Here is a 21,489-nt window from a genome sequence, read left to right as displayed (position 1 = left end):
GAATCCGGGATCAGTCGTGCTGCAAAAGCTCTCTAAGTATCGACAGAAACGTGATTTCGAGAAGACACCGGAGCCGTCGGGCAAAACGGCAGCGGTGCCCTCGAAGCAGCGACGCTTCGTGATCCAGAAGCACGATGCGACGCGACTGCACTACGATCTACGGCTCGAGTTCGACGGCGTCTTCAAGTCCTGGGCGGTGACGAAAGGGCCTTCGCTCGACCCGCACGACAAGAGGCTGGCCGTCGAGGTCGAGGACCACCCGCTCGACTATGGTGACTTCGAGGGCACGATCCCGGAGGGCCAGTATGGCGGCGGCACGGTCATGCTGTGGGACCGCGGTACCTGGGAATCCGAGGATCCCGAACGCGGGTTCAAGAAGGGCGACCTCAAGTTCACGTTGCATGGCGAGAAGCTGCACGGCAGCTGGGTGCTGGTGCGCATGCGCAACGACCGCACCGGCGGGAAGCGCACCAATTGGCTCCTGATCAAGCACCGCGACGAACATGTCCGTGAGGGCGCAGACAACGACATTCTCGAGGAGGACAAGTCGGTCGCCTCCGGCCGCGCGATGGATCAGATCGCCGGAGGCAAGGGACGCGCGCCAAGACCGTTCATGCTGGCGAAGGGCGCCAATGCCAAGGCCGACGCGGTCTGGCAGTCCAATCGGGCCGAAGAAGCGAAAGGGCGCACGGTCAAGCCGGCGCCGCGCGCGGCGTTGAAGACCGGCAAGACGGCAAAGAAGAAAGCCACGACCGCGACCGCGAAGAAGGCGGCGGAGATACCGGATTTCGTGGCGCCGCAGCTCTGCACGTCGGTCGAGCGCCCGCCGGGTGGCGATGGCTGGTGTCACGAGATCAAGTTCGACGGCTACCGCGTGCAGCTTCGGGTCGAGGGCGGCGAGGCGACGTTGAAGACGCGCAAGGGCCTCGACTGGACCGGAAAATTCGCAAGTATTGCTAAGGAAGCAAGCGCGCTGCCGGACGTGATGATCGACGGCGAGATCGTCGCGCTCGACCATAATGGTGCGCCGAACTTCTCCTCGCTCCAGGCAGCACTATCGGACGGCAAGACCGAAGATCTCATCTTCTTCGCCTTCGATCTCCTGTTCACCAAGGGACTCGATTATCGCCGCCTGCCGCTCGGTGAACGGAAAGACCTCCTCAAGGAACTGCTGGAAGCACGCAAGAAGAAATCAAGCCAGATTCGTTATGTCGAGCATTTCGAAAGCGGCGGCGATGCGGTGCTGCAATCGGCCTGCAAGCTCGAGCTCGAAGGCGTGGTGTCGAAGAAGCTCGATGCGCCTTACCGTTCGGGGCGGACAGAAAGCTGGACCAAGGCAAAATGCCGCGCCGGCCATGAGGTCGTGATCGGCGGCTGGAAGACCACCAACGGCAAATTCCGCTCGCTGATGGCCGGCGTGCACCGAGGTGATCATCTCGCCTTCGTCGGCATGGTCGGCACCGGCTTCGGCGCCGACAAGGTCAAGCGCATCATGCCGTCGTTGAAGGCCATGGAGGCCAAGCAAAGCCCCTTCGGCGGCTAAGAATGCGCCGAAAAAGACGGGCGAGGTGCACTGGCTGAAGCCGGAGCTCGTGGCCGAAATCGAGTTCGCCGGCTTCACCGCCGACGGCAATATCCGCCAGGCCGCCTTCAAGGGTCTGCGGCAGGACAAGCCGGCGGAGGAGGTCGAGGCCGAAACGCCCGCCGCCGATACCGAGCTTGCCGAGCCTTCCATCAGGTCACGGGGCAGAACCAGGCCTGCCGCCCCGCCGAAGGCAAGCGGCGGTGCCGAGGTGATGGGCGTCGTGCTCTCCAAGCCGGACAAGGAGTTGTGGCCGGACGGCGCCGACGGCGAGGGCGTGACGAAACTCGATCTCGCGCGCTATTTCGAGGCGATCGGTTCCTGGATGATCGAGCATATCAAGGGCCGTCCCTGCTCGATCGTGCGTGCGCCTGATGGCATTGGCGGTGAGAAGTTCTTCCAGCGCCACGCCATGCAGGGCACCTCGAACCTGATCGAACTGGCCAAGGTCTCAGGCGATCGCAAGCCTTATCTGCAGATCGATCGTGTCGAGGGGCTCGCGGCCGTGGCGCAGATCGGTGGCGTCGAGCTGCATCCCTGGAATTGTGCGCCAGGTTCTTATGACACGCCGGGCCGGCTGGTATTCGATCTCGATCCGGCGCCGGATGTTGATTTTCCCGAGGTCGTCGATGCGGCCAAGGAGATGCGGCAGCGCCTCACCGATGTCGGCATGGAGAGTTTTTGCAAAACCACCGGCGGCAAGGGCCTGCATGTGGTCGTGCCGCTGCTCCACGGCGCACGGGACAAGGTGAGCTGGAAGGAGGCAAAGGCGTTCGCGCAAGGGGTCTGCCAATGGATGGCGGGTGACGAGCCCGAGCGCTATCTGCTCAACATGTCGAAGAAGCTGCGCGACGGGAAGATTTTTCTGGACTATCTGCGCAACGATCGGATGTCGACGGCGGTGGCGCCGCTCTCCCCCCGCGCACGAGATGGTGCAACCGTGTCGATGCCCGTCACGTGGGCGCAGGTAAAGAGCGATCTCGATCCGAGGCGCTACACGGTGCGGACGGTACCCGGATTGCTGACGCGATCAAAGGCGTGGGATGGCTACGATGATGCAGCCGCGTCGATCAAGGCGGCGATCAAGAAGCTCGCGGGGAAAGTGAAGTAGGGTGGGGTAGCCGAAGGCGTAGCCCACCCTACTTCGTTCAGCATTCACGGAAGCAATGGGGGTTACGCCTTCGGCTAACCCACCCTGCAAGAGCGGCTAAATCCGTCCCAGCAATAGCAAGATCAGCAAAATGACGATGACAAGTCCGAGGCCGCCGCCGCCATAATAGCCGGTGCCGTAAAACGGACCGCCGCCGATGCCGCTGAAGCCGCCGAGCAGGGCGATAACCAAAATGATCAGAATGATCGTACCGATAGACATGCGAATCTCCTCCAGCCCTTTGTCAAAAAGGGTCGTTGCACCTGTCCCGTTGTGCGGGGGCAACTTGCCGCAGGTTTTAAAGTTCCGGATGTGAAACACGGCAAGATTGGCGAACTCGCATGGAACCTTTGTCCTTCCAGCCGGCATGACTCGGTGAGCCATCAATCACTACCGGGCAGGGCCATGTCAGCACCGCTTGTCGTCTCCATTCCGCACCGTCTCGGCCGCGAGGAGGCGGTGCGCCGGCTCAAGACCGGGCTCGGCCGCGCCGCGGCCAGCATTCCGGTGATGCAGGTCGAGGAGGAGCGCTGGAGCGATGACAGCATGAATTTTCGCATCCGCGCGCTGGGGCAGATCGCGAGCGGCCAGGTCGATGTCGCCGACGACCACGTCAAGGTGCAGGTGGTGCTGCCTTGGCTGTTGCAGCGCTTTGCCGAGATGGCGCAGGCCACGATCCGCAAGCGCGGCCAGCTGCTGCTGGGCAAAGACGAAAAAAGCTAGCGTTCACGCGCGGGCGCGCGGTCGCATCGGCCTCGCCGCACCCGCGGCGCGCGCCGAGATGACAGAAGCGGGAAAATTGCCAAGCGCCTGCGCGAGCAGCAGATCGTTGCCCGCAAGACCCGGCACGTGGTAGCCCGTGACGTCGATGGCAGCGTCGAACCCATCGAGCATCGGCCATTCGCGTCCTGCTTGCGTGAAGGGTGCGAACTGGCGCCCGACCACGACGATCGCCGCGGCGCGGCCGTGGCGGCGGGCAAAGGCCACGACATGGTCCGCGTGCGCGCCCCGAACCTGAAGCGGCTGGTAATCGCCTCGCGCGAAGACGTCAGGGAGTTCGTTGCGCAGCTTGAGGAGGTGCCGCGTCCAGGCCAGCTTGAGCTGGCCATCCGGCCAGCTCTTGATCAGATGATTCCAGTCGGGATTGTCCAGCATGCCAAGCGCCGCGTGCCGCGCGGAAAAATCCACCGGACGTCGGTTGTCGGGATCGACCAGCGACAGGTCCCAAAATTCGGTACCTTGGTAGAAGTCCGGGACGCCGGGCAAGGTCGCCTTGAGCGTGAGCTGGCTCAGCGCGTTCAGCGCGCCGCCAGCAGCGCGACGCGGCGCGCCAGGGTTTGCAGCGCCTCCAGGAATTCTCCGGACAGCGCCGGATCGAGGATCTTCGCGATGAAGCTCTTGACGCCGTTCTCATACGCCTCATGCGGGTTGAGCCAGCTCGTCTCCTCCTTGCCCTCGCGCGCAGCCTTGAGCGCATAGGCCTGGATACGCTCGACGAAACCGGCGTCGGCCGGCTTCTGGAGCGACCAGGCGCCGAGCAGGGTCTGGTAGAGCATGTATTCGAATGTCGCCGACGGGGCACGCAGATTGCCGTCGAGCGCAATGTGCGGTGCGTTCAGGACCTTCCAGCGGGCCACCGCGCTGGTCCATTCGCCGGGAATTTCACTCAGGGCCGCGATCCGCGCGCGGGCGTCCTCGCCGCGTTTCGTGTCATGGGTGGCGGTCGCCGTCATTCCTTGCGGCCATTCCCTGGCGCGGGCCTGCATGATCTCGTGGAAAGCGGGAACGGTGAGGCCGCTGCTCGCGGGATCAACCGCCGACCTCGTTCATCGCGAGCAGCCGGTGGAATTGATAGAACGCGGTGTCCTCCAGCGACTTTGCCATCATCGGCCCGGTGAACTGCTGCACCTTCAGCGCAAAGCGGCGCACCCGCGGGGCGCTGTGCGGGGGACGGCCAGGCTTGAGCAGGTCCATGGTGAGCGCGTCGCGCAGGAAGTCGAAGATGCCGTCGTCCGCAGCGAACCATTCCCGGCGAGCGTGCTCAATGGTGTCGTCGATCAGCTTACGATCGTTCGCCGTCGGCGCACTTGTCGTCAGGTAGGTGCGGTACACCGGGAAATGCAGCACATAGAGCTCGAGTGCCTGCCGCAGGCTGTCGGCGGAAAAGTCGCGCGTCGAGTAGTGCCCATTGGCGATGCGCGCAAGCAGGCGCGTCAGAACTGTGAATTCGCTGGTCAGCAGCGTCTCAAGCACGCGCCTTTTGGCGTCCTTGACGTAAGGCGCGAGCCGTGGCGGCCGATTGCTGATCTGTCGCCAGGTTTCGTCCAGGGCCTCAAGCCCCTTGGCGTCGACCAGAACGTGAGTGATGGCGTTCATCCACTCATAGCCGGTGGTGCCCTGGATGCCGGCGAGATGCGGCAGACGCTCGTGCTCGCACAGGATCTTCTCGATCACCGTATAGAACGGCTTCGTCGTGCCCTGCGCGTCGCGCACCAGCCGGCGCAGCCGCTGGCAATATTGCGCAGGATCGCGCAGGCCGTCGATATGATCGAGGCGGATGCCCTGCAGTCTGCCCTCGGCAATGAGTTGCTTCACCAGCCGGTGCGTGGCGGCGAACGTGCCGGGGTCCTCGACGCGCAGGCCGGCGAGCCCGTTGACGTCGAAGAAGCGGCGATAGTTGATATCGCTGGAGGCAAGCCGCCAGTGCCCGAGCTTGTAGTGCTGACGTTCCAGCAGGTGATGCAGCGCCAGCGTCTGCGCGGGGCGGTCCTTGGCGGCACGATAGGCGCCGAGACCGCGCGCGACGATGTCGGCGCTGCCTGCGATCTCCTTGAGCTCCGCCTTGAAGCCGGGCGCTTCCTTGCGGTTGGGGCGGCGCAGTCCCGTGTAGCGTGCCGCCAGCGACAGCAGGCGCTTGCCGGCTTCGCTCTCGGCCGCGTCCGCCTCCTTCACGATCATGCGCAGCATTTCACCATAGCGCTCCGGCGCGATCGGCAGGCGGTGCTCGAAATACCAGGCCGAGAAGCTGCCTTCGTCGGAATCGTAGCGCAGGTCGATCTCGCCGCGCTCAAGTGCTTCACCATAGGAGGCGCCGAGGATCGGCAGCAGCACGCCGTCGCGGGCGCGGTAGGGCAGCAGATCCCAGTCGATGTCGAAGGAAACTGCGTGCGGCGAAGTCTGGCCCCATTCCAGCACGTCCAGCCACCAGGGATTGTCGGCAAAGTGGACGCCGACATGGTTCGGCACGAAATCGATGATGAGGCCAAGGTCGTTCTGCGTCAGCGCCTCGCTCAGTCGCGCGAAGCCGGCCTCTCGCCGCCGAGCTCCGGATTAAGCTGGCTGTGATCGACGGTGTCATAGCCGTGCGTCGAGCCCTTGCGGGCCTTCATCACCGGCGAGGTGTAGAGATGCGTGATCCCCAGCGCCTTTAGATAGGGTACCACCGCGGTGGCCTTGTCGAAGTCGAAATCCGCGGTGAGCTGAAGCCGGTAGGTTGCGAGAGGAATGGCTGGAGGCATCTCAACCTCCGAGACGCCAGACCACCGACCAAGGCGGAAGCTTGTCGCCGGCCGCGCCGCCCCAGATCGGGGTGCCCTCACTGCCGTCGGAGTATGCGATGTCTTTGTCGGACAGATTGGCGACCAGACGCAACGTCGCGCCATCTCCCATGCGCCAATGTGCGGTGAGCAGGCCGCTATCGGCTACGGCGGCATCACCGAAGCGCGCATCTTTCAGTCGTGGCGCGATCTCTTTGTGGCGAAGCGTGAGCAGCTCCCGCACCAGCGCGAGACGTGTGTTCTGTTCCGGCGTGTGGCCGGTCCAGTCAAGCACGGCCGCTTGCAGCGTTGCCGGATCGAGCGGGTCGGGCACCTCGTCGCCGTATTTTTCGTAAGCCCAGGCGTACTCCTGCTTGCGCCCCGCGCGTACGGCATCGGCAAGGCTGCCCTGGAAATCGCAGAAGAACGGGAAGGGCGCGGTGCAGCCCCACTCCTCGCCCTGAAACAGCATCGGCACCATCGGCGCGAGCAAGGTCACGGCGAGTGCGGCTTCGATCTGCCTGGGCGATGCCAGGCTCTCGAGTCGCTCGCCCAGCGGCCTGTTGCCGATCTGGTCATGGTTTTGCAGGAAGTTGACGAAGGTCGCCGGCGGCAGCTCGCCGCTTTTTTCGCCGCGCGGCTTCTTGCCCCAGAATTCCGAGATTTCGCCCTGATAGACGAAGCCGGATGCAAGCGCGCGTGCGAGATCGAGGCGCGGCGTTTGATAGTCCGCGTAATAGCCGGCGAGCTCACCGGTCAGCATCACGTGCCAGACGTGGTGGTAGTCGTCGTTCCACTGTCCGCGATATTTGCCGTTCGGGGGCTCCTGCGCGGCGTCGAGCAGGCTCGCGCGGTTGTCGCCGTTCTCCAGCACGACATGGATGTGCCGTCCCGTTGCCTTGGCAAGCTCGCCTGCGGCGATGCTGAGGTCTTGCAGCATCGATTGCTCGCCGGGGGGGGCCATGATGTGATTGGCGGCATCGAGCCTCAGGCCGTCGAAGCGGTAGTCGGTGAGCCATGACAGTGCGTTCTCGACGGCGAAAGCGCGAACCTGCGGCACGCGATAATCGATCGCACTGCCCCATGGCGTGTGCGCATCGGTGAAGAAGGCCGGCGCATAGCGGCCGAGGTAATTCCCCTCGGGACCGAAATGATTGTAGACGACGTCGAGTAATACCATCAGCCCGCGCAGATGTGCTTCGTCGATCAGCGTCTTCAAATCATCGGGGCGGCCATAGGCGCTGTCGGGTGCGTACCACAGCACGCCGTCATAACCCCCAGCCGCGGCGGCCGGCGAAATCGGCCAGCGGCATCAGCTCGACCGCGGTGATCCCGGTTGCGACGAGATGATCGAGCTTGTCGATCATGGCACGATAGGTGCCTTCAGCAGTGAAGGTGCCGACATGCGTCTCGATCAGCACAGTCTCCTCCCAGGGGCGGCCGCGCCAATCGCGCGCGCGCCAGGCGAAGGCATCGTGATCGATCACTTCGCTCGGGCCGAACACGTCTTCGGGCTGGAATGCAGACGCCGGATCGGGCACGTCGATCTCGTCGTCGATCCTGAATTTGTAGGTGCTGCCAACGGCCAGGCCGACAATGTCGGCGACATACCAGCCATCCTGCCGGCGCTGCATCGCGTGTCGTCCGTCGAGCAGGAGATCGACACGGCGCGCGGCGGGCGCCCACAGCCGGAACGACACGCTGTCCTTGGTCAGCCTCGCCCCGAAGGATGGCCTCATAGCGCCCCCGCGAAAGCGAGCACGGAGCGCGGCGGCCGCCTTGCTGGCGCTCCCGGGCTGGAAGTCGATCGTGTTCAGCTTGGCCTCGGTCGTGTTCAGGATCTGCTGCCAGCTCTTGTATTCGGTCATTTTTGGCAATTTGAATGCGATCTCTTCGGGGGCGGCGTTCAGTACGATAAAGATCGCGGCGCTGCGCGGTTCCATCGGCCCCATCACATAGGAAAGAAACCGCCCTTCCGGGAATTTCCAGTCGCTTTCCGTCATTTCGTCGCCGGCCGGCGTCAGCCACAGCGCGCCGTAGGAGATGCCGTCTTTAGGGCGGCCGTCGAGCCAGCGATGGCTACGAAGCTGCGAGAACCGGCGGCGGATATCGGCGAGTTCGGCGACGAAATCGACCATGCCGTCGCCGTCCTTGCCGAGATTGTCCCAGCCGACCCAGCCGACCTCGTTGTCCTGGCAATAGGCGTTGTTGTTGCCCGATTGCGAATTGCCGACCTCGTCGCCGGCGAGGATCAGCGGAATGCCCTGCGCCAGCATCAGGCAGGCCAGCACGTTCTTGCGAAGCTGCCGGCGCAAGCTGAGGATTTGGGGATCGTCGGTCGGGCCCTCGACACCGCAATTGTTGCTATGGTTGTCGTTGGAGCCGTCGCGGTTGTCCTCGCCATTGGCCTCGTTGTGCTTCTCATTGTAGCTGAAGAGATCGGCAAGCGTGAAACCGTCATGGACGGTGATGTGGTTGATGCTGGCGCGCGGCCGCCGTCCGTCGTGGTTGAACAAGTCGGAGGACGCCGTCATGCGGCTGGAGATGTCGCCGATCAGGCTGCCTTCGCCGCTCCAGTAGCGGCGCATGGCGCTGCGGTAACGGTCGTTCCACTCCGACCATTGCGAGGGAAATGCACCGACCTGGTAGCCGCCGAGGCCGAGATCCCAGGGTTCGGCGACGAGCTTGACGCTCGCCAGCACCGGATCCTGCCGGATCGCGGTGAGGAACGAGCTGCCGCGATCATAACCGTTCGGCCCGCGCGCCAGCGTGGTGGCGAGGTCGAAACGGAAGCCGTCGACGTGGCAGACCTCGACCCAGTAGCGCAGCGAATCCATCACCATCTGCAGCACGCGCGGGTGGGTGAGGTTGACCGACGAGCCGCAGCCGGTGAAATCGTCGTAATAGCGCGGGTTTTCGCGGTTCAGCCAGTAATAGGAGGCGTTGTCGATGCCGCGATAGCACAGCGTCGGGCCGAGGTGATTGCCCTCGGCAGTGTGGTTGTAGACGACGTCGAGCATCACCTCGATGCCGGCATCGTGCAGGCGTGCAATCGTGGTGCGAAATGAGTCGAGCGCGTTGTCCTGGGCATAGCGTGCCTCGGGCGCGAAAAAGGACAGCGTGTTGTAGCCCCAGTAATTGGCTAGCTTCTTCTCCACCAGGATGCGGTCGTCGATGAACGCGTGGATCGGCAGGAGCTCGACCGTGGTGACGCCGAGCTTCTTCAGATGCTCGATCATCGCCGGCGACGACAGCCCGCCATAGGTGCCGCGCAAATTCGGCGGAACGTCGTTGCGCTTCTGCGTCAGGCCCTTGATGTGAGCCTCGTAGATGATGGTATCTTCCCAGGGGATGTTGGGCCGGATCTCGCGGCGGCCCCAGTTGAAGGTCTCGTCGACCACGACGCCCTTCGGCATGCCGCGCGCGTTGTCGCGCCGGTCGAAGGAGAGATCTTCACGCGGGCTTCCGGTGCGATAGGCGAAATGCGCGTCACTCCAGACCAGCCGCCCGGAAAGCCGCTTGGCATAGGGGTCGAGCAGCAGCTTGTTGGCGTTGAAGCGATGCCCCTGCTCGGGCTCGTAGGGGCCATGCACGCGATAACCGTAGAGCTGGCCGGGCGAAACGTCGTTGAGATAGCCGTGCCAGACGTCCTCGGTGCGCTCCGGCAGTTCGATGCGCTCGAGTTCGCGGCGGCCTTGCGTGTCGAACAGGCACAGCTCGACCTTCTGCGCGTTGGCGGAGAACAGCGCGAAATTGGTGCCGCGTCCGTCCCAGCTTGCGCCGAGGCGTGCGGGCGATCCAGCAGTCAGGCGCATCGTTCAGCTTTCCGGAACGAGGAAGATCCCGGCGAGCGGCGGAATGGTGAGGCGGAGCTCGCCATCGACAGCATGGACTTCGCCGATGTTGCCGACATTACTGCCGCCGTAGTGGGCGGAGTCCGAGTTGAACACTTCCTTCCACTTGCCGCCGAAGGGCGCGCGAACGCGGTAGTTGCGATAGACGTTGGGTGAGAAGTTGACGATCACCATGCACCGGGCGTGCTCGTCAAATCCCTTGCGCAGCCAGGCGAACACGTTGCGGTTGGCGTCGTCGGTGACAAGCCATTCGAAACCGGCCGGCTCGCAGTCCATCTGGTGCAGAGCGGGCACCGCGCGATAGAGCCGGTTGAGGTCGCGGATCAGCGCCTGGATGCCGGAATGAGTCTTGTGCTCGAGCAAGTGCCAGTCGAGCGATTGGTCGTGATTCCATTCGCGGCTTTGCGCGATCTCGGCACCCATGAACAGCAGCTTCTTGCCGGGATGGCCGAACATGAAGCTGTAATAGGCGCGCAGATTCGCAAAGCGCTGCCATTCGTCACCGGGCATGCGGCCCAGAATCGAGCGTTTGCCGTGCACGACCTCGTCATGCGACAGCGGCAGGACGAAGTTTTCCGAGAAGGCATAGTGCAGGCCGAACAGGATGTCGCCGTGATGATGCTTGCGGTGGATCGGATCCTTGCTGATGTAGTTCAGCGTGTCGTGCATCCAACCCATGTTCCACTTGTAGCCGAAGCCGAGCCCCCCGAATTCGACCGGACGCGAGACCTGCGGCCAGGCGGTGGACTCTTCGGCGGCCGTGGTCGCCTGCGGGAAACGCGCGAACAGCTCGGTGTTGAAGCGGCGCAGGAACGCGATCGCCTCGATGTTCTCCCGGCCGCCATGCTGATTCGGAATCCACGCGCCGGGCGGGCGGCTGTAGTCGAGGTAGAGCATGGATGCGACCGCATCGACGCGCAAGCCATCGATAGCATAACGCTCGAGCCAGAACAGCGCGTTCGACACCAGGAAGTTCGTCACTTCGGTGCGGCCGTAATTGTAGATCAGCGTGCCCCAATCGAGGTGACGGCCCTGGAGCGGATTGGCGTGCTCGTACAGCGCTGTGCCGTCAAAACTGCCGAGCCCGTGCGGATCGTCCGGGAAGTGGCCAGGCACCCAGTCGAGCAGCACGCCGACGCCTTCGCGGTGGCAGGCATCGACCAGTGCGGCAAAATCCTCCGGCGTGCCGAAACGGCTGGTCGGCGCATACAGGCCGGTCGGCTGGTAGCCCCATGAGCCGTCGAAAGGATGCTCGCTGACGGGGAGAAATTCGAGATGAGTGAAGCCCATGTCACGGGCGTAGGCCGGCAGCTGCTCGGCCAGCTCCCGATAGGTCAGCCATTCATCTCCGTTCTTGCGCCGCCACGAGCCGAGATGGACCTCGTAGATCGACATCGGCGCCGACAATGCGTTGATGCCGTCGGGTGCCGGTCGCGGCCGCGGCAGATGCGCCTCGTCGAACACGATGGAAGCGGTCTTCGGCCGCACCTCGCTTGCAAACGCCATCGGATCGGATTTCAGCGGGAGTAGATGGCCATGGGGTCCGATAATTTCGAACTTGTAGTGGTCGCCGGCCTTGGCGTGCGGGATGAATAACTCCCAATAACCTGCGCCGCGCACCCGCATCGGATGGCGCCGCCCGTCCCAGAAATTGAAATCGCCGACCACGGAGACGCGCCGTGCATTGGGCGCCAGCACTACGAAGCCGATGCCATCGATATCTTCGAGCCGCATCGGATGCGCGCCGAGCTTGTCGTAAAGGCGCTGGTGGGTGCCTTCGCCGAGCAGATAGAGATCGAAATCGGTCAGGATCGGCGGAAAGCGGTAGGCGTCCTCGAATTCGACGACGCGGTCGCCGAATTTGACGCGGAGCTGGTAGTGCTTCGAGCCATTCGGCAGGCTGCCGATGAACAGGCCGGCATCGTGGACGCGGTCGAGCCGGGCCACCTCGCCATGCTCGCTGACCGCCTCGACATTGGAGGCTTCGGGGAGAAACGCGCGCACAACACTCTTGCCGCCCTCGGGATGCAGTCCGAGATAGTGGAAGGGGTCGGAGTGGCGGCCCTCGATGATCGCATAGGCCTCGGCAGGGAGTTTAGGCATGGGCTTCGCTCTCGGTGCTGGACAGAATGCGAAGCAGTCCGGACAGCGGCGCATGGAGCCCCTCAGGCCGGTGGGACAGCTCGTACTCTACTTCGTCGAACGCTTGATCAAGCAGGAAAAAACTTAACAGGCCTGCCGCGGATTGCCGATCCACTGGCCACAGCCGCCGATCCGTCGTGGCCTCGCGGTAGGCGTTGAGGAACGTCGCAGTGGCGCGCTCGCGCCATTCGCCGAGCGCGGCCGTAAGCCGGCCCTGCTCGTCGGAGGCGCCCGTGAGCGCGCGGTTGAGCGCCGCGTTAACCGAAAGATCAATCGAGCGGATCAGGCCGGCGACGTCGCGCGCGGCAGGCAGCTTGCGCCGCTTGTCGGCCAGCGGCAAACGCGGATCTCCGTCGAAGTCGATGATGAAGATATCGTCCTTTACGATCAGCGTTTGCCCGAGGCGGAAGTCGCCATGATGACGGATGTTCAACCCGCCGATCTCGGAAGGCAATAGCGCATTCAGCCGGCCGGACAGGGACGCACGCATCGCCACGAGCTGATCGATCAGCGGCCGGTCCGCCTCTCGCAGGCCGCCGCGAGTGTCGGCCAGCCGCTCGAGAACGCGCTCGGCCCGTCTCGTCAGGTCGGATGTCCAGCGCTCGACGTGTGCGGAGCCGATCGACTCCGGCGCGAGATCGTCGGGCTTTGCGGCCGCCAGAGCCACATGCAGCTCGGCGAGCCGCCGGCCGATCTGCGCTATGAAGTGCAGATATGGCGCTTGCTCCTGGGTCTCGCGGAGCATCTCGCCCGGTGGCAGCACCCTTTGCTCGTCGATATAGCGGTCGAGATAGCCCGCGGTGACGGCCCAGCCATCGCCCTGGTTCTCGACATAGGCGTGCAGCACGCCGACCGCGCTGCGACTATCGCCTTCGACCAGCTCGACGCTGCCGAGCAGTGCCGCCGTATTGGCAAAGCGGGCGATTTCGGTGAGGTAGGCGCCGATCTCGATCTCGGGATTGATGCCGCTTTCAAGCCGGCGATAGATCTTGGCGACATACTGGTTGTCGACCAGTGCGGTGCTGTTCGACTGCTCGACCGTGCGGATGCGTTCTGGCTCCTTGATGGTGTAGTCGGCAAACCTGCTGGTCGCCTTGAACTCCAGCCGCAGATTGTTCTCTTCCACCACCAGGTTCTGCGACAGATTGCGCAGGAACAGACCGATGAAGATCTGCTCTGTCGCAACGTCGAGCAGCGTGCCTTCGCGGGCACCCTGGCGCACGGCGGCGAGCGCCTTCGGGTTGAAGCGTTCGCGATCGAAGCGCACCCACTCAATCTGCATCGGTACGACATAGCGCGTGGTCACATCGTGGCGGGTCGCTTCGAAGAACGCGATCCAGGGCCTGTTGTCGCCGATGTCGCAGAACGGCACCGCCGAGGTCAGCGTGGGCTTGATGTGCTTGGGATTGTTTTCTGGATACCACCGCGTCCGTGACAGGAAGTCCGGCAGCACATCGCGCTCGAACATTCCGCGTTCGCGTGCCAGAGAGACCCAGGTCGAATTGACAGGCACCACCAGCGTTTCGAATTCCGGCACCGCGCGCGGCGTCACCGGCTCGGACTTGTCGCGCTCGGTGAGCTGGAACCAGTAGAAGCCATAGGGCCCCAGCGTGACCATGTAGGGCAGTTCGCCGATCGCCGGAAAACGCGTGCGGCCGAGCATCTCCTGCGGGATGCGGTCCTTCCACGGCGACAGATCGAGCTCGGTTGCCTGCGCGGCACGCGACAGGTTCGCGACGCAGAGGATCACCTCGTCGCGGTACTGCCGGACATAGGCCAGCACAGCGCGGTTGGTCGGGCGGATGAAGGTCATGGTCCCGCGGCCGAAGGCGAGCGTGGACTTGCGCACCGAGATCAGCCGTTTGGTGGCGTTGAGCTGCGACGAAAGGCTGCGCGACTGCGCTTCCACGTTCACGGACTCGTAGCCATAGACGGGGTCCATGATCGGCGGCGCGTAAAGGCGGGCCGGATCAGCGCGTGAGAAGCCGCCATTGCGGTCCGGGCTCCACTGCATCGGCGTGCGCACGCCGTTGCGGTCGCCGAGATAGATGTTGTCGCCCATCCCGATCTCGTCGCCGTAATAGATGATCGGCGTACCAGGGAAGGACAGCAGCAGCGAGTTCATCAGCTCGATCTTGCGCCGGTCGTTGTCCATCAGCGGCGCAAGGCGCCGGCGGATGCCGACATTGATGCGGGCGCGCGGATCATTGGCGTAGGTCGACCACAGATAATCGCGTTCGACGTCGGTGACCATTTCCAGCGTCAGCTCGTCATGGTTTTCGCAGGAACAGCGCCCACTGGCAGCTTGAAGGAATGTCCGGCGTCTGTCGCAGTATGTCTGTGATCGGAAAGCGGTCTTCTTGCGCGATCGCCATGTAGATGCGCGGCATCAGCGGGAAGTGGTAGGCCATGTGGCATTCGTCGCCACGTCCGAAATATTCCTGCACGTCCTCCGGCCATTGATTGGCCTCGGCCAGCAGCAGCTTGCCCTTGGAATAGGCGTCCAATTCCTTGCGCAGGCGCTTGATGACCGAATGCGTCTCGGGAAGGTTCTCGTTCGAGGTGCCCTCGCGCTCGCAGAGATAGGGGATGGCATCGAGCCGGAAGCCGTCGACGCCGGCATCGAGCCAGCGCTTCATCACCTGGATGAGCGCGCTGACGACGCGCGGATTGTCGAAATTGAGATCCGGCTGGTGCGAGAAGAAGCGGTGCCAGTAGAACGCGCCGGCCTCGGGATCCCAGGTCCAGTTGGATTTCTCGGTATCGGTGAAAATGATCCGCGTACCCTGGTATTTCTGATCGGTGTCGCTCCAGACATACCAATTGCGGGCGCTCGAGCCTGCCGGGCTGCGGCGCGCACGCTTGAACCAATTGTGCTGGTCCGAGGTGTGGTTGACGACGAGTTCGGTGATGACGCGCAAGCCGCGCTTCTGCGCCTCCTGGATGAAGCGCTTGAAATCTTTCATCGTCCCGAAATCGGGATTGATCGAGCCGTAGTCGCCAATGTCGTAGCCGTCGTCGCGGCCGGGCGAGGGATAGAACGGCAGCAGCCAGAGCGCGGTGACGCCGAGCTCCTGGAGATAGGGCAGCTTCTCGGTCAGCCCGGCGAAGTCGCCGATGCCGTCATTGTTGCTGTCGGCAAACGCCTTGACGTGAAGCTGGTAGATAACGGCGTCCTTGTACCAGAGTTCATCCACGATCCCGGCAGCCTCGGCTTTCTTGGTGTCGACGGAAGACAATACGTTCATGGCGTGCGCCTTTACGCCAGGCAGCGGAACAGCAGCGCCGGATCGCGGTCGGGATCGATACGCAATTTGATCCCGCCCCATTCGATGCGGGACTGTTCGCCGGTGAGGAGATTTTCGAGTCCGGTGACATGGCGGCGCGCGCGGCCGACGTCGATGGCGAGGTCGCCGAGCGGCAACCAGAACTCGCGTGCATTGCGCGAGAGCGCGATCGCGGCAATGACGGTATTGGCGGGATCGGCGGCCTCCTTGGCAAAAGCAATCGTGTCGCCGTCCTCAATGCCGAGGAGGCGCAGGTTCGCCGTCTGCTGAAGGGCTACGTTTTCGTTGCGGATACGATTTAGCTCCGTGATGTACGGCTTAATGTTGCCGGGCTTGTCCCAGTCGCGCTGTCTGATCTGGTATTTCTCGGAGTCGAGATATTCCTCGCGGCCGGGGATCGCGTCGTGCTCCAGCAATTCGAACCCGCTGTAGACGCCGTAACTGCCGGACAATGTCGCGGCCAGCGCGACGCGCGATTTGAACGCCCAGGTCTCGCCGCCCTGGAGATGATATGGCAGCAGGTCGGGCGTGCTCACGAACAGGTTCGGCCGATAGAAGTCACGTTCGGGATAGCGCGTCAGCTCGCCGAGATATTGCTCCAGCTCCCACTTCGCCGTGCGCCACGGGAAATAGCTGAAGGACTGCGCAAAGCCGAGCTTGGCGAGGCCCTTCATCAGCTTCGGTCGCGCGAACGTCTTGGAGAACAGGATCACCTCGGGGTGCCGGCGGCGGATATCGCGGATCAGCCACTCCCAGAAAGCAAGCGGCGCGGTGTCGTGATTGTCGATGGCAAAGATGGTGACACCGTGGTCGATCCAGAACAGCATGGCGTCACGAAACGCGTTCCACAGTCCGGCCCGATCGACGGACGTGAAATCGGGGATGACGATATCGGAATAGGGCCCCTCAGCCGTCCGCACCGAGCGGTCCGGCCGCCATTTGAACCATTCCGGATGTTGCGTCAGCCAGGGATGGTCCGGCGAGCATTGTACGGCGAAGTCGAGCGCGAGCTCGAGGCCGTATTCCAGGCAGGTCGCGACCAGCGCGCGGAAATCCTCGATCGTGCCGAGCTCCGGATGCAGCGCATCGTGCCCCCCCTCGATGGTGCCGATCGCATAAGGTGAGCCGGGATCGCCTTCGGTTGCTACCGGCGCGTTGTTGCGGCCCTTGCGGCGGGTGCGGCCAATGGGGTGGATCGGAGTGAAATAGAGCACGTCGAAGCCCATCGCCGCGATGTCGGGCACCCGCGCGATGCAGTCGCGGAGCGTGCCGTGCCGGCCTGGAATTTGGCTCTGGCTGCGCGGCATCATCTGATACCAGGCGCCAAAGCGCGCCTTGTCGCGGTCGATGATGAGCGGGAAGGGCGCCGAGCGGGTGAGGTCGGGCCGCGATTGGCTCTCGGCCATGGCTTCGCCGAGTTCAGTTGCCAGCAGCGGGGCAACGTCGCCGGTCTGAAGATAGTCCTCGCATTGCCTGACGATGACAGCCGCGGCGTCCTGCCGCGCGCCATGCGCCTTGGTCAGAAGGCCGGCGCCCTCGATCGCATCGAGGCTGACATCGGCACCAGAGCGCTGCTTGCGCGCAACCCCGTGCGACCACGTCGCGAACTCGTCGGTCCAGGCTTCGATCGCATAGACATATTTGCCAGGCTCAACCGGTGTGAACGCGCCGGACCAGCGGTCATTGCCGTGAGGGATCATCGGCTCGCTCCGCCATTCGCGGTCCTGCTCTTGCCGCCAGATCAGCGCTGCGCCGATCACGGCGTCGCCGTCGCGGTAGATGTCGACCCAGACCTCGACCGGTTCGCGCGCGATCCGCTTCACGGGGAAGCGGCCGCCATCGATCAAGGGATAGACGTCTTCGATGAGGAAAGCGCTGCCGGCTGCGGCACTCTCGACAGTTTGAATTGTCTTGTTCACGGTGATGCCATTGACAAGAAAGCAGGAGCCCGTTTCCCTTGTCGGGAACCTACGCTTGATACCTATATAGAAAGACCGGTTGGGTGTCATTAGTTCCCTCGGGAACGGCTAGCGCGGTTTGTGAGTTAAGCCTGACTAACGTCTTCCACTGCCTCGTTAAAATCAATACCCCCGGCCAAAATCTGGCCTGCCAACTGCGTGCCGAATGGATCTTTTAGCTCAAGCCCAGATCAAGGGCGTTCAGTCCGAATTCGTCGATGCCCTCGGAAAGCTGCGGATCACCGATCCCGTGGCCCTCAAATCCATCCTCGACGCCCTGCCGGAGAAGCGGGTCTATCGCTTCGTTAGCGGACCCGTGGTGGTGCGCGCCTTGGGCCATCCGCGCACCGAATTGGTGACGATCGGTGCACCGCCGCTCAAATGGACGATGACCGGCAATGGCAATTTGATCGCGCAAGGTGAGGCGCGCGAGCCCGTGATTGCATGGCCCGCCGGTCTGCCGCTCGGCTATCACCGTCTGACGCTGACCGATGCCGAAGGCGTGAGCGAAGAGGTGCCGATGATCGTGGCGCCCGAGCGGGCCTTTGGCGGCGATTTCGACCGCGGCTGGCTGCTTGCTGTGCAGCTCTACAGCGTCCGCTCCGACCGAAATTGGGGCATCGGTGATTTCACTGATCTTGCCGATCTCGTCCGGCTCGCCAAGCAGTTGGGGGCCGACGGCGTCGGGCTTAATCCTCTGCATGTGTTGTTCGACGACCATCCGGCCGATTGCAGCCCCTATTCGCCGAACAGCCGGCTGTTTCTCAATCCGCTCTATATCGATGTCGAGGCAATCCCGGAATTTTCCGGCGATCTCGTCCCCGACGCGGCCGCAACCGCCGCGCGGCTCCGTGAAGGCGATCGTGTGCCCTATGCGGACATGGCGGCCTTGAAGTGGTTGGCCTTGCGCGCCGCCTTCGACAGCTTCGTGAAAAGCGCCAGCGGTGTCCGCCGCAACCAGTTCGACGCCTTCCGCGCGGCGCGCGCGCCGCTGTTGTCCCGCTTTGCCTGCTTCGAGGTGCTACGCCATCGCTTCACGGCGCCGTGGTGGGAATGGCCGGTGGAATGGCAGCAGCCGGACGAGGCGAAATGCGCCCGACTGCGCAACGGGCCCGACAAGCACGACGTCGAGTTCGTTGAATTCGTGCAATGGACCGCCGATAGCCAGTTGCATGCCGCCAAGGAACTGGCCGGCCAACTTGGCATGCGCGTGGGCCTCTATCTCGACGTCGCCGTCGGCGTGCAGTCCAACGGCTTCGATGCCTGGAACGAGCAGATGGCGATCTCGCGCCATCTCGCGGTCGGTGCGCCGCCTGACGTGCTCAACACCGTCGGCCAGGACTGGGGCCTTGCCGGCTTCAATGCCGGTGGCCTGGAGGCTCAGTCCTTCGTGCCGTTCGCCGACATGCTGGCCGCTTCGATGCGGCATGCCGGGGCCATCCGCCTCGATCACGTGCTGGGGCTGAAGCGGCTTTATCTGGTGCCGCGCGGTTTCAAGCCGGATAATGGCGCCTATGTGCAGATGCCGTTCGAGGCCGCTGCTTGGCGCCGTGGTGCGTGAAAGCGCGGCGAACAAATGCATCGTGATCGGCGAGGACCTCGGCACCGTGCCGGAAGGATTCCGCGAGACCATGCAGGATTTCGGCATCTGGTCCTATCTCGTCATGATGTTCGAGCGCGACGATGCCGGCCATTTCCGCAACACCGATCACTACCGGCCCAACGCGCTGGTCACGCTGAACACGCATGATCTGTGCACCTATGCCGGCTGGCGCTCCTTCAGCGATCTCAGGATGAAGCTCTCGCTCGGGCTCGAACCCGGCGAGGACGAGAAGGCGCGCTGGGATGCGCTCGGCAAGCTCGACGACATCCTGCGCCAGAACGGCATCAACGCCAACGACCTTTATTCGGTGCTCGCCTTCCTGTCGCGCACGCCGTCGCGGCTGCTCGCAGTGTCGCTGGAGGACCTGCTCGGCGTGATCGATCAGCCCAACATTCCCGGCACGATCGACGAGCATCCGAACTGGCGCCAGCGCCTGCCGGTTGCGCTCGACAAGATCGCCTCGAAGGTCGATCTCGCAGCTTTGAAGGCCGCGACACGGGAACGCTCGTTGCCCGGCGGGCGTTGATTGCTGAGGATTTCCGAAACGCCGTTTTCGAGGCTCGCACGACATTGTCTCAGAGGATCGAGGACTATGCGCTGATCGGCGACTGCGAGACCGCGGCGCTGGTCGGGCGCAACGGTTCGATCGACTGGCTGTGCTGGCCGGCCTTCGATTCCGACGCCTGCTTCGCTGCGATCCTCGGCACGCACAAGAACGGCCGCTGGTTGATCGCACCGGACGAGGACGTCACCGCGACGTCGCGCCGCTATCTCGGCGACACCCTCATCCTCGAGACGCGCTTCGAGACGAAGAGCGGCACCGTTGCGCTGATCGACTTCATGCCGCTGCGCGGCAAGGCCTCCGACATCGTGCGGCTGGTCCGCGGCGTCAGCGGCACGGTGAAGATGCGGATGGAGCTCGTGATCCGCTTCGGCTTCGGTGTCGACATTCCCTGGGTGCGGCGGATTGACCATTCGCTGCTTGCGGTCGCCGGCCAGGACATGACGGTGCTCCGTACGCCGGCAAAGACCCGCGGCGAGGATATGACAACCGTGTCCGACTTCGAGGTAAAAGCCGGCGAGACCGTGCCGTTCGTGCTGACCTACGGTCCCTCGCATCTCGAACCGCCCGCGCCGATCGATCCGGAGGTCGCGCTACAGGAGACCGAAAAATTCTGGCAGGACTGGTGCAGCAAATGCATCCGCGACGGCGACTATCACGATCTCATTATGCGCTCGCTGATCACGCTGAAGGCGCTGACCTTTGGCCCGACCGGCGGCATCGTCGCCGCGCCCACCACCTCGTTGCCGGAGAAGCTCGGCGGCAGCAGGAACTGGGATTACCGTTTCTGCTGGCTGCGCGATGCCACCTTCACGCTGCTGGCGCTGATGAATTCCGGCTATACCGAGGAAGCGTTGGCCTGGCACAATTGGCTGTTGCGCGCGGCGGCAGGCTCGCCGGCGAACATGCAGATCATGTACGGCATCTGGGGCCAGCGGCGGCTGCTGGAATGGGAGGCGGGCTGGCTGGACGGCTATGAGGGCGGACGGCCGGTGCGGGTCGGCAATGCCGCCCATGCGCAGCTTCAGCTCGACGTCTATGGCGAGCTGATCGACGCCTTTCATCAGTCACGCATGGCCAAGCTCAAGCTCGACGACGAAACGACCTGGGCGCTGGAATGCAACGTGCTCAATCATCTCGCCGAGGTCTGGGACGAGCCCGACCACGGCATCTGGGAGCGGCGCGGCGAGCCCAGGCACTACGTCTTCTCGAAGGTGATGACCTGGGTCGCCTTCGATCGCGGCATCAAGAGTGCCGAGACTTTTGGCTTCAAGGCGCCGCTTCTGCATTGGCGCGCGTTGCGCGATGCCATCCATCGCGACGTCTGCAACAAGGGATTTGACGCGGAGGAAAACGCCTTCGTCGAATCCTACGGTTCGAAACTGCTTGATGCCAGCGTGCTGCTGTTGCCGGCCGTCGGCTTCCTGCCGCCATCGGACCCGCGCATCCGTGGCACCATGGCGGCTGTCGAGAACCACATGATGCGCGACGGTTTCGTGCTGCGGCACGACCCGCGCGAAGTGCCTGCGGGACAGCCGCCGCTCGAAGGCGCGTTCCTCGCCTGTAGCCTGTGGCTCGCCGACGCCCATGTGCTGGCGGGCGATCTCGACAAGGCGCAGATCTTGTTCGACCGCGTGGTCGGTATCGCGAACGACGTCGGGCTATTGGCCGAGGAATATGATTCAGGCGCCCGGCGCCAGACCGGCAACTTCCCGCAGGCACTGACCCATATCGCGCTGATCAACACCGCGCACAATCTGTCCGCGGCGAGGCAAGGGAGCGAGAAGCCGGCGGTGCAGCGGTCGAAGCAGTGAC

Annotated in this window: 5 protein-coding genes and 6 pseudogenes; 4 read left to right on the top strand and 7 right to left on the bottom strand. The window is 63.8% G+C overall.

What is annotated here, in order from left to right:
- The first annotated feature begins 16 nt into the window (after positions 1-16).
- Positions 17-2,693, top strand: a pseudogene (ligD, locus tag ACVWW3_RS21530) (DNA ligase D).
- Between the two features lie 96 nt (positions 2,694-2,789).
- Here the strand turns inward: ligD and ACVWW3_RS21525 are convergent.
- Positions 2,790-2,954 (bottom strand): DUF3309 family protein, encoded by a 165-nt coding sequence (locus tag ACVWW3_RS21525; RefSeq protein ID WP_007595743.1) that lies wholly within the window; start codon positions 2,952-2,954, stop codon positions 2,790-2,792.
- A 183-nt stretch (positions 2,955-3,137) separates the two neighbouring features.
- Between ACVWW3_RS21525 and ACVWW3_RS21520 the strand changes: the two genes are divergently transcribed.
- Positions 3,138-3,455 carry a polyhydroxyalkanoic acid system family protein gene (locus tag ACVWW3_RS21520; RefSeq protein ID WP_456649775.1) on the top strand — a complete coding sequence of 106 codons (318 nt, stop codon included), beginning with the start codon at positions 3,138-3,140 and terminating at the stop codon, positions 3,453-3,455.
- A gap of 3 nt (positions 3,456-3,458) precedes the next feature.
- Here ACVWW3_RS21520 and treY read toward each other — a convergent pair.
- The 6 genes and pseudogenes from treY to ACVWW3_RS21490 all read right to left on the bottom strand — a co-directional run bounded on the left by treY (position 3,459) and on the right by ACVWW3_RS21490 (position 17,470).
- Positions 3,459-6,250: pseudogene (gene treY / locus ACVWW3_RS21515) on the bottom strand (malto-oligosyltrehalose synthase).
- Between the two features lies 1 nt (position 6,251).
- Positions 6,252-8,007: pseudogene (treZ, locus tag ACVWW3_RS21510) on the bottom strand (malto-oligosyltrehalose trehalohydrolase).
- Positions 8,004-10,083, bottom strand: a pseudogene (glgX, locus tag ACVWW3_RS21505) (glycogen debranching protein GlgX). Before glgX ends, treZ begins: the two co-directional pseudogenes overlap by 4 nt.
- Positions 10,084-10,086: 3 nt before the next feature.
- Positions 10,087-12,225: a 1,4-alpha-glucan branching protein GlgB gene (glgB, locus tag ACVWW3_RS21500; RefSeq protein WP_456648731.1), complete on the bottom strand. Its 2,139-nt coding sequence runs from the start codon at positions 12,223-12,225 to the stop codon at positions 10,087-10,089.
- Positions 12,218-15,512: pseudogene (gene treS, locus ACVWW3_RS21495) on the bottom strand (maltose alpha-D-glucosyltransferase). Before treS ends, glgB begins: the two are co-directional and overlap by 8 nt.
- A gap of 11 nt (positions 15,513-15,523) precedes the next feature.
- Complete coding sequence (locus ACVWW3_RS21490) at positions 15,524-17,470, bottom strand: maltotransferase domain-containing protein (protein ID WP_456649776.1); 1,947 nt, start codon at positions 17,468-17,470, stop codon at positions 15,524-15,526.
- Between the two features lie 205 nt (positions 17,471-17,675).
- Here ACVWW3_RS21490 and malQ point away from each other — a divergent pair.
- Positions 17,676-19,638: pseudogene (gene malQ / locus ACVWW3_RS21485) on the top strand (4-alpha-glucanotransferase).
- A 44-nt stretch (positions 19,639-19,682) separates the two neighbouring features.
- On the top strand, positions 19,683-21,488 hold the full coding sequence (locus ACVWW3_RS21480; RefSeq protein WP_456648734.1) for a glycoside hydrolase family 15 protein: 1,806 nt from the start codon (positions 19,683-19,685) through the stop codon (positions 21,486-21,488).
- The last annotated feature ends 1 nt before the right edge of the window (position 21,489 follow it).

The sequence above is a fragment of the Bradyrhizobium sp. LM2.9 genome (genome assembly GCF_054056555.1).
The sequence above is the reverse complement of the archived record's forward strand: the minus strand, read 5'-3'. Positions and strand labels throughout refer to the sequence as shown.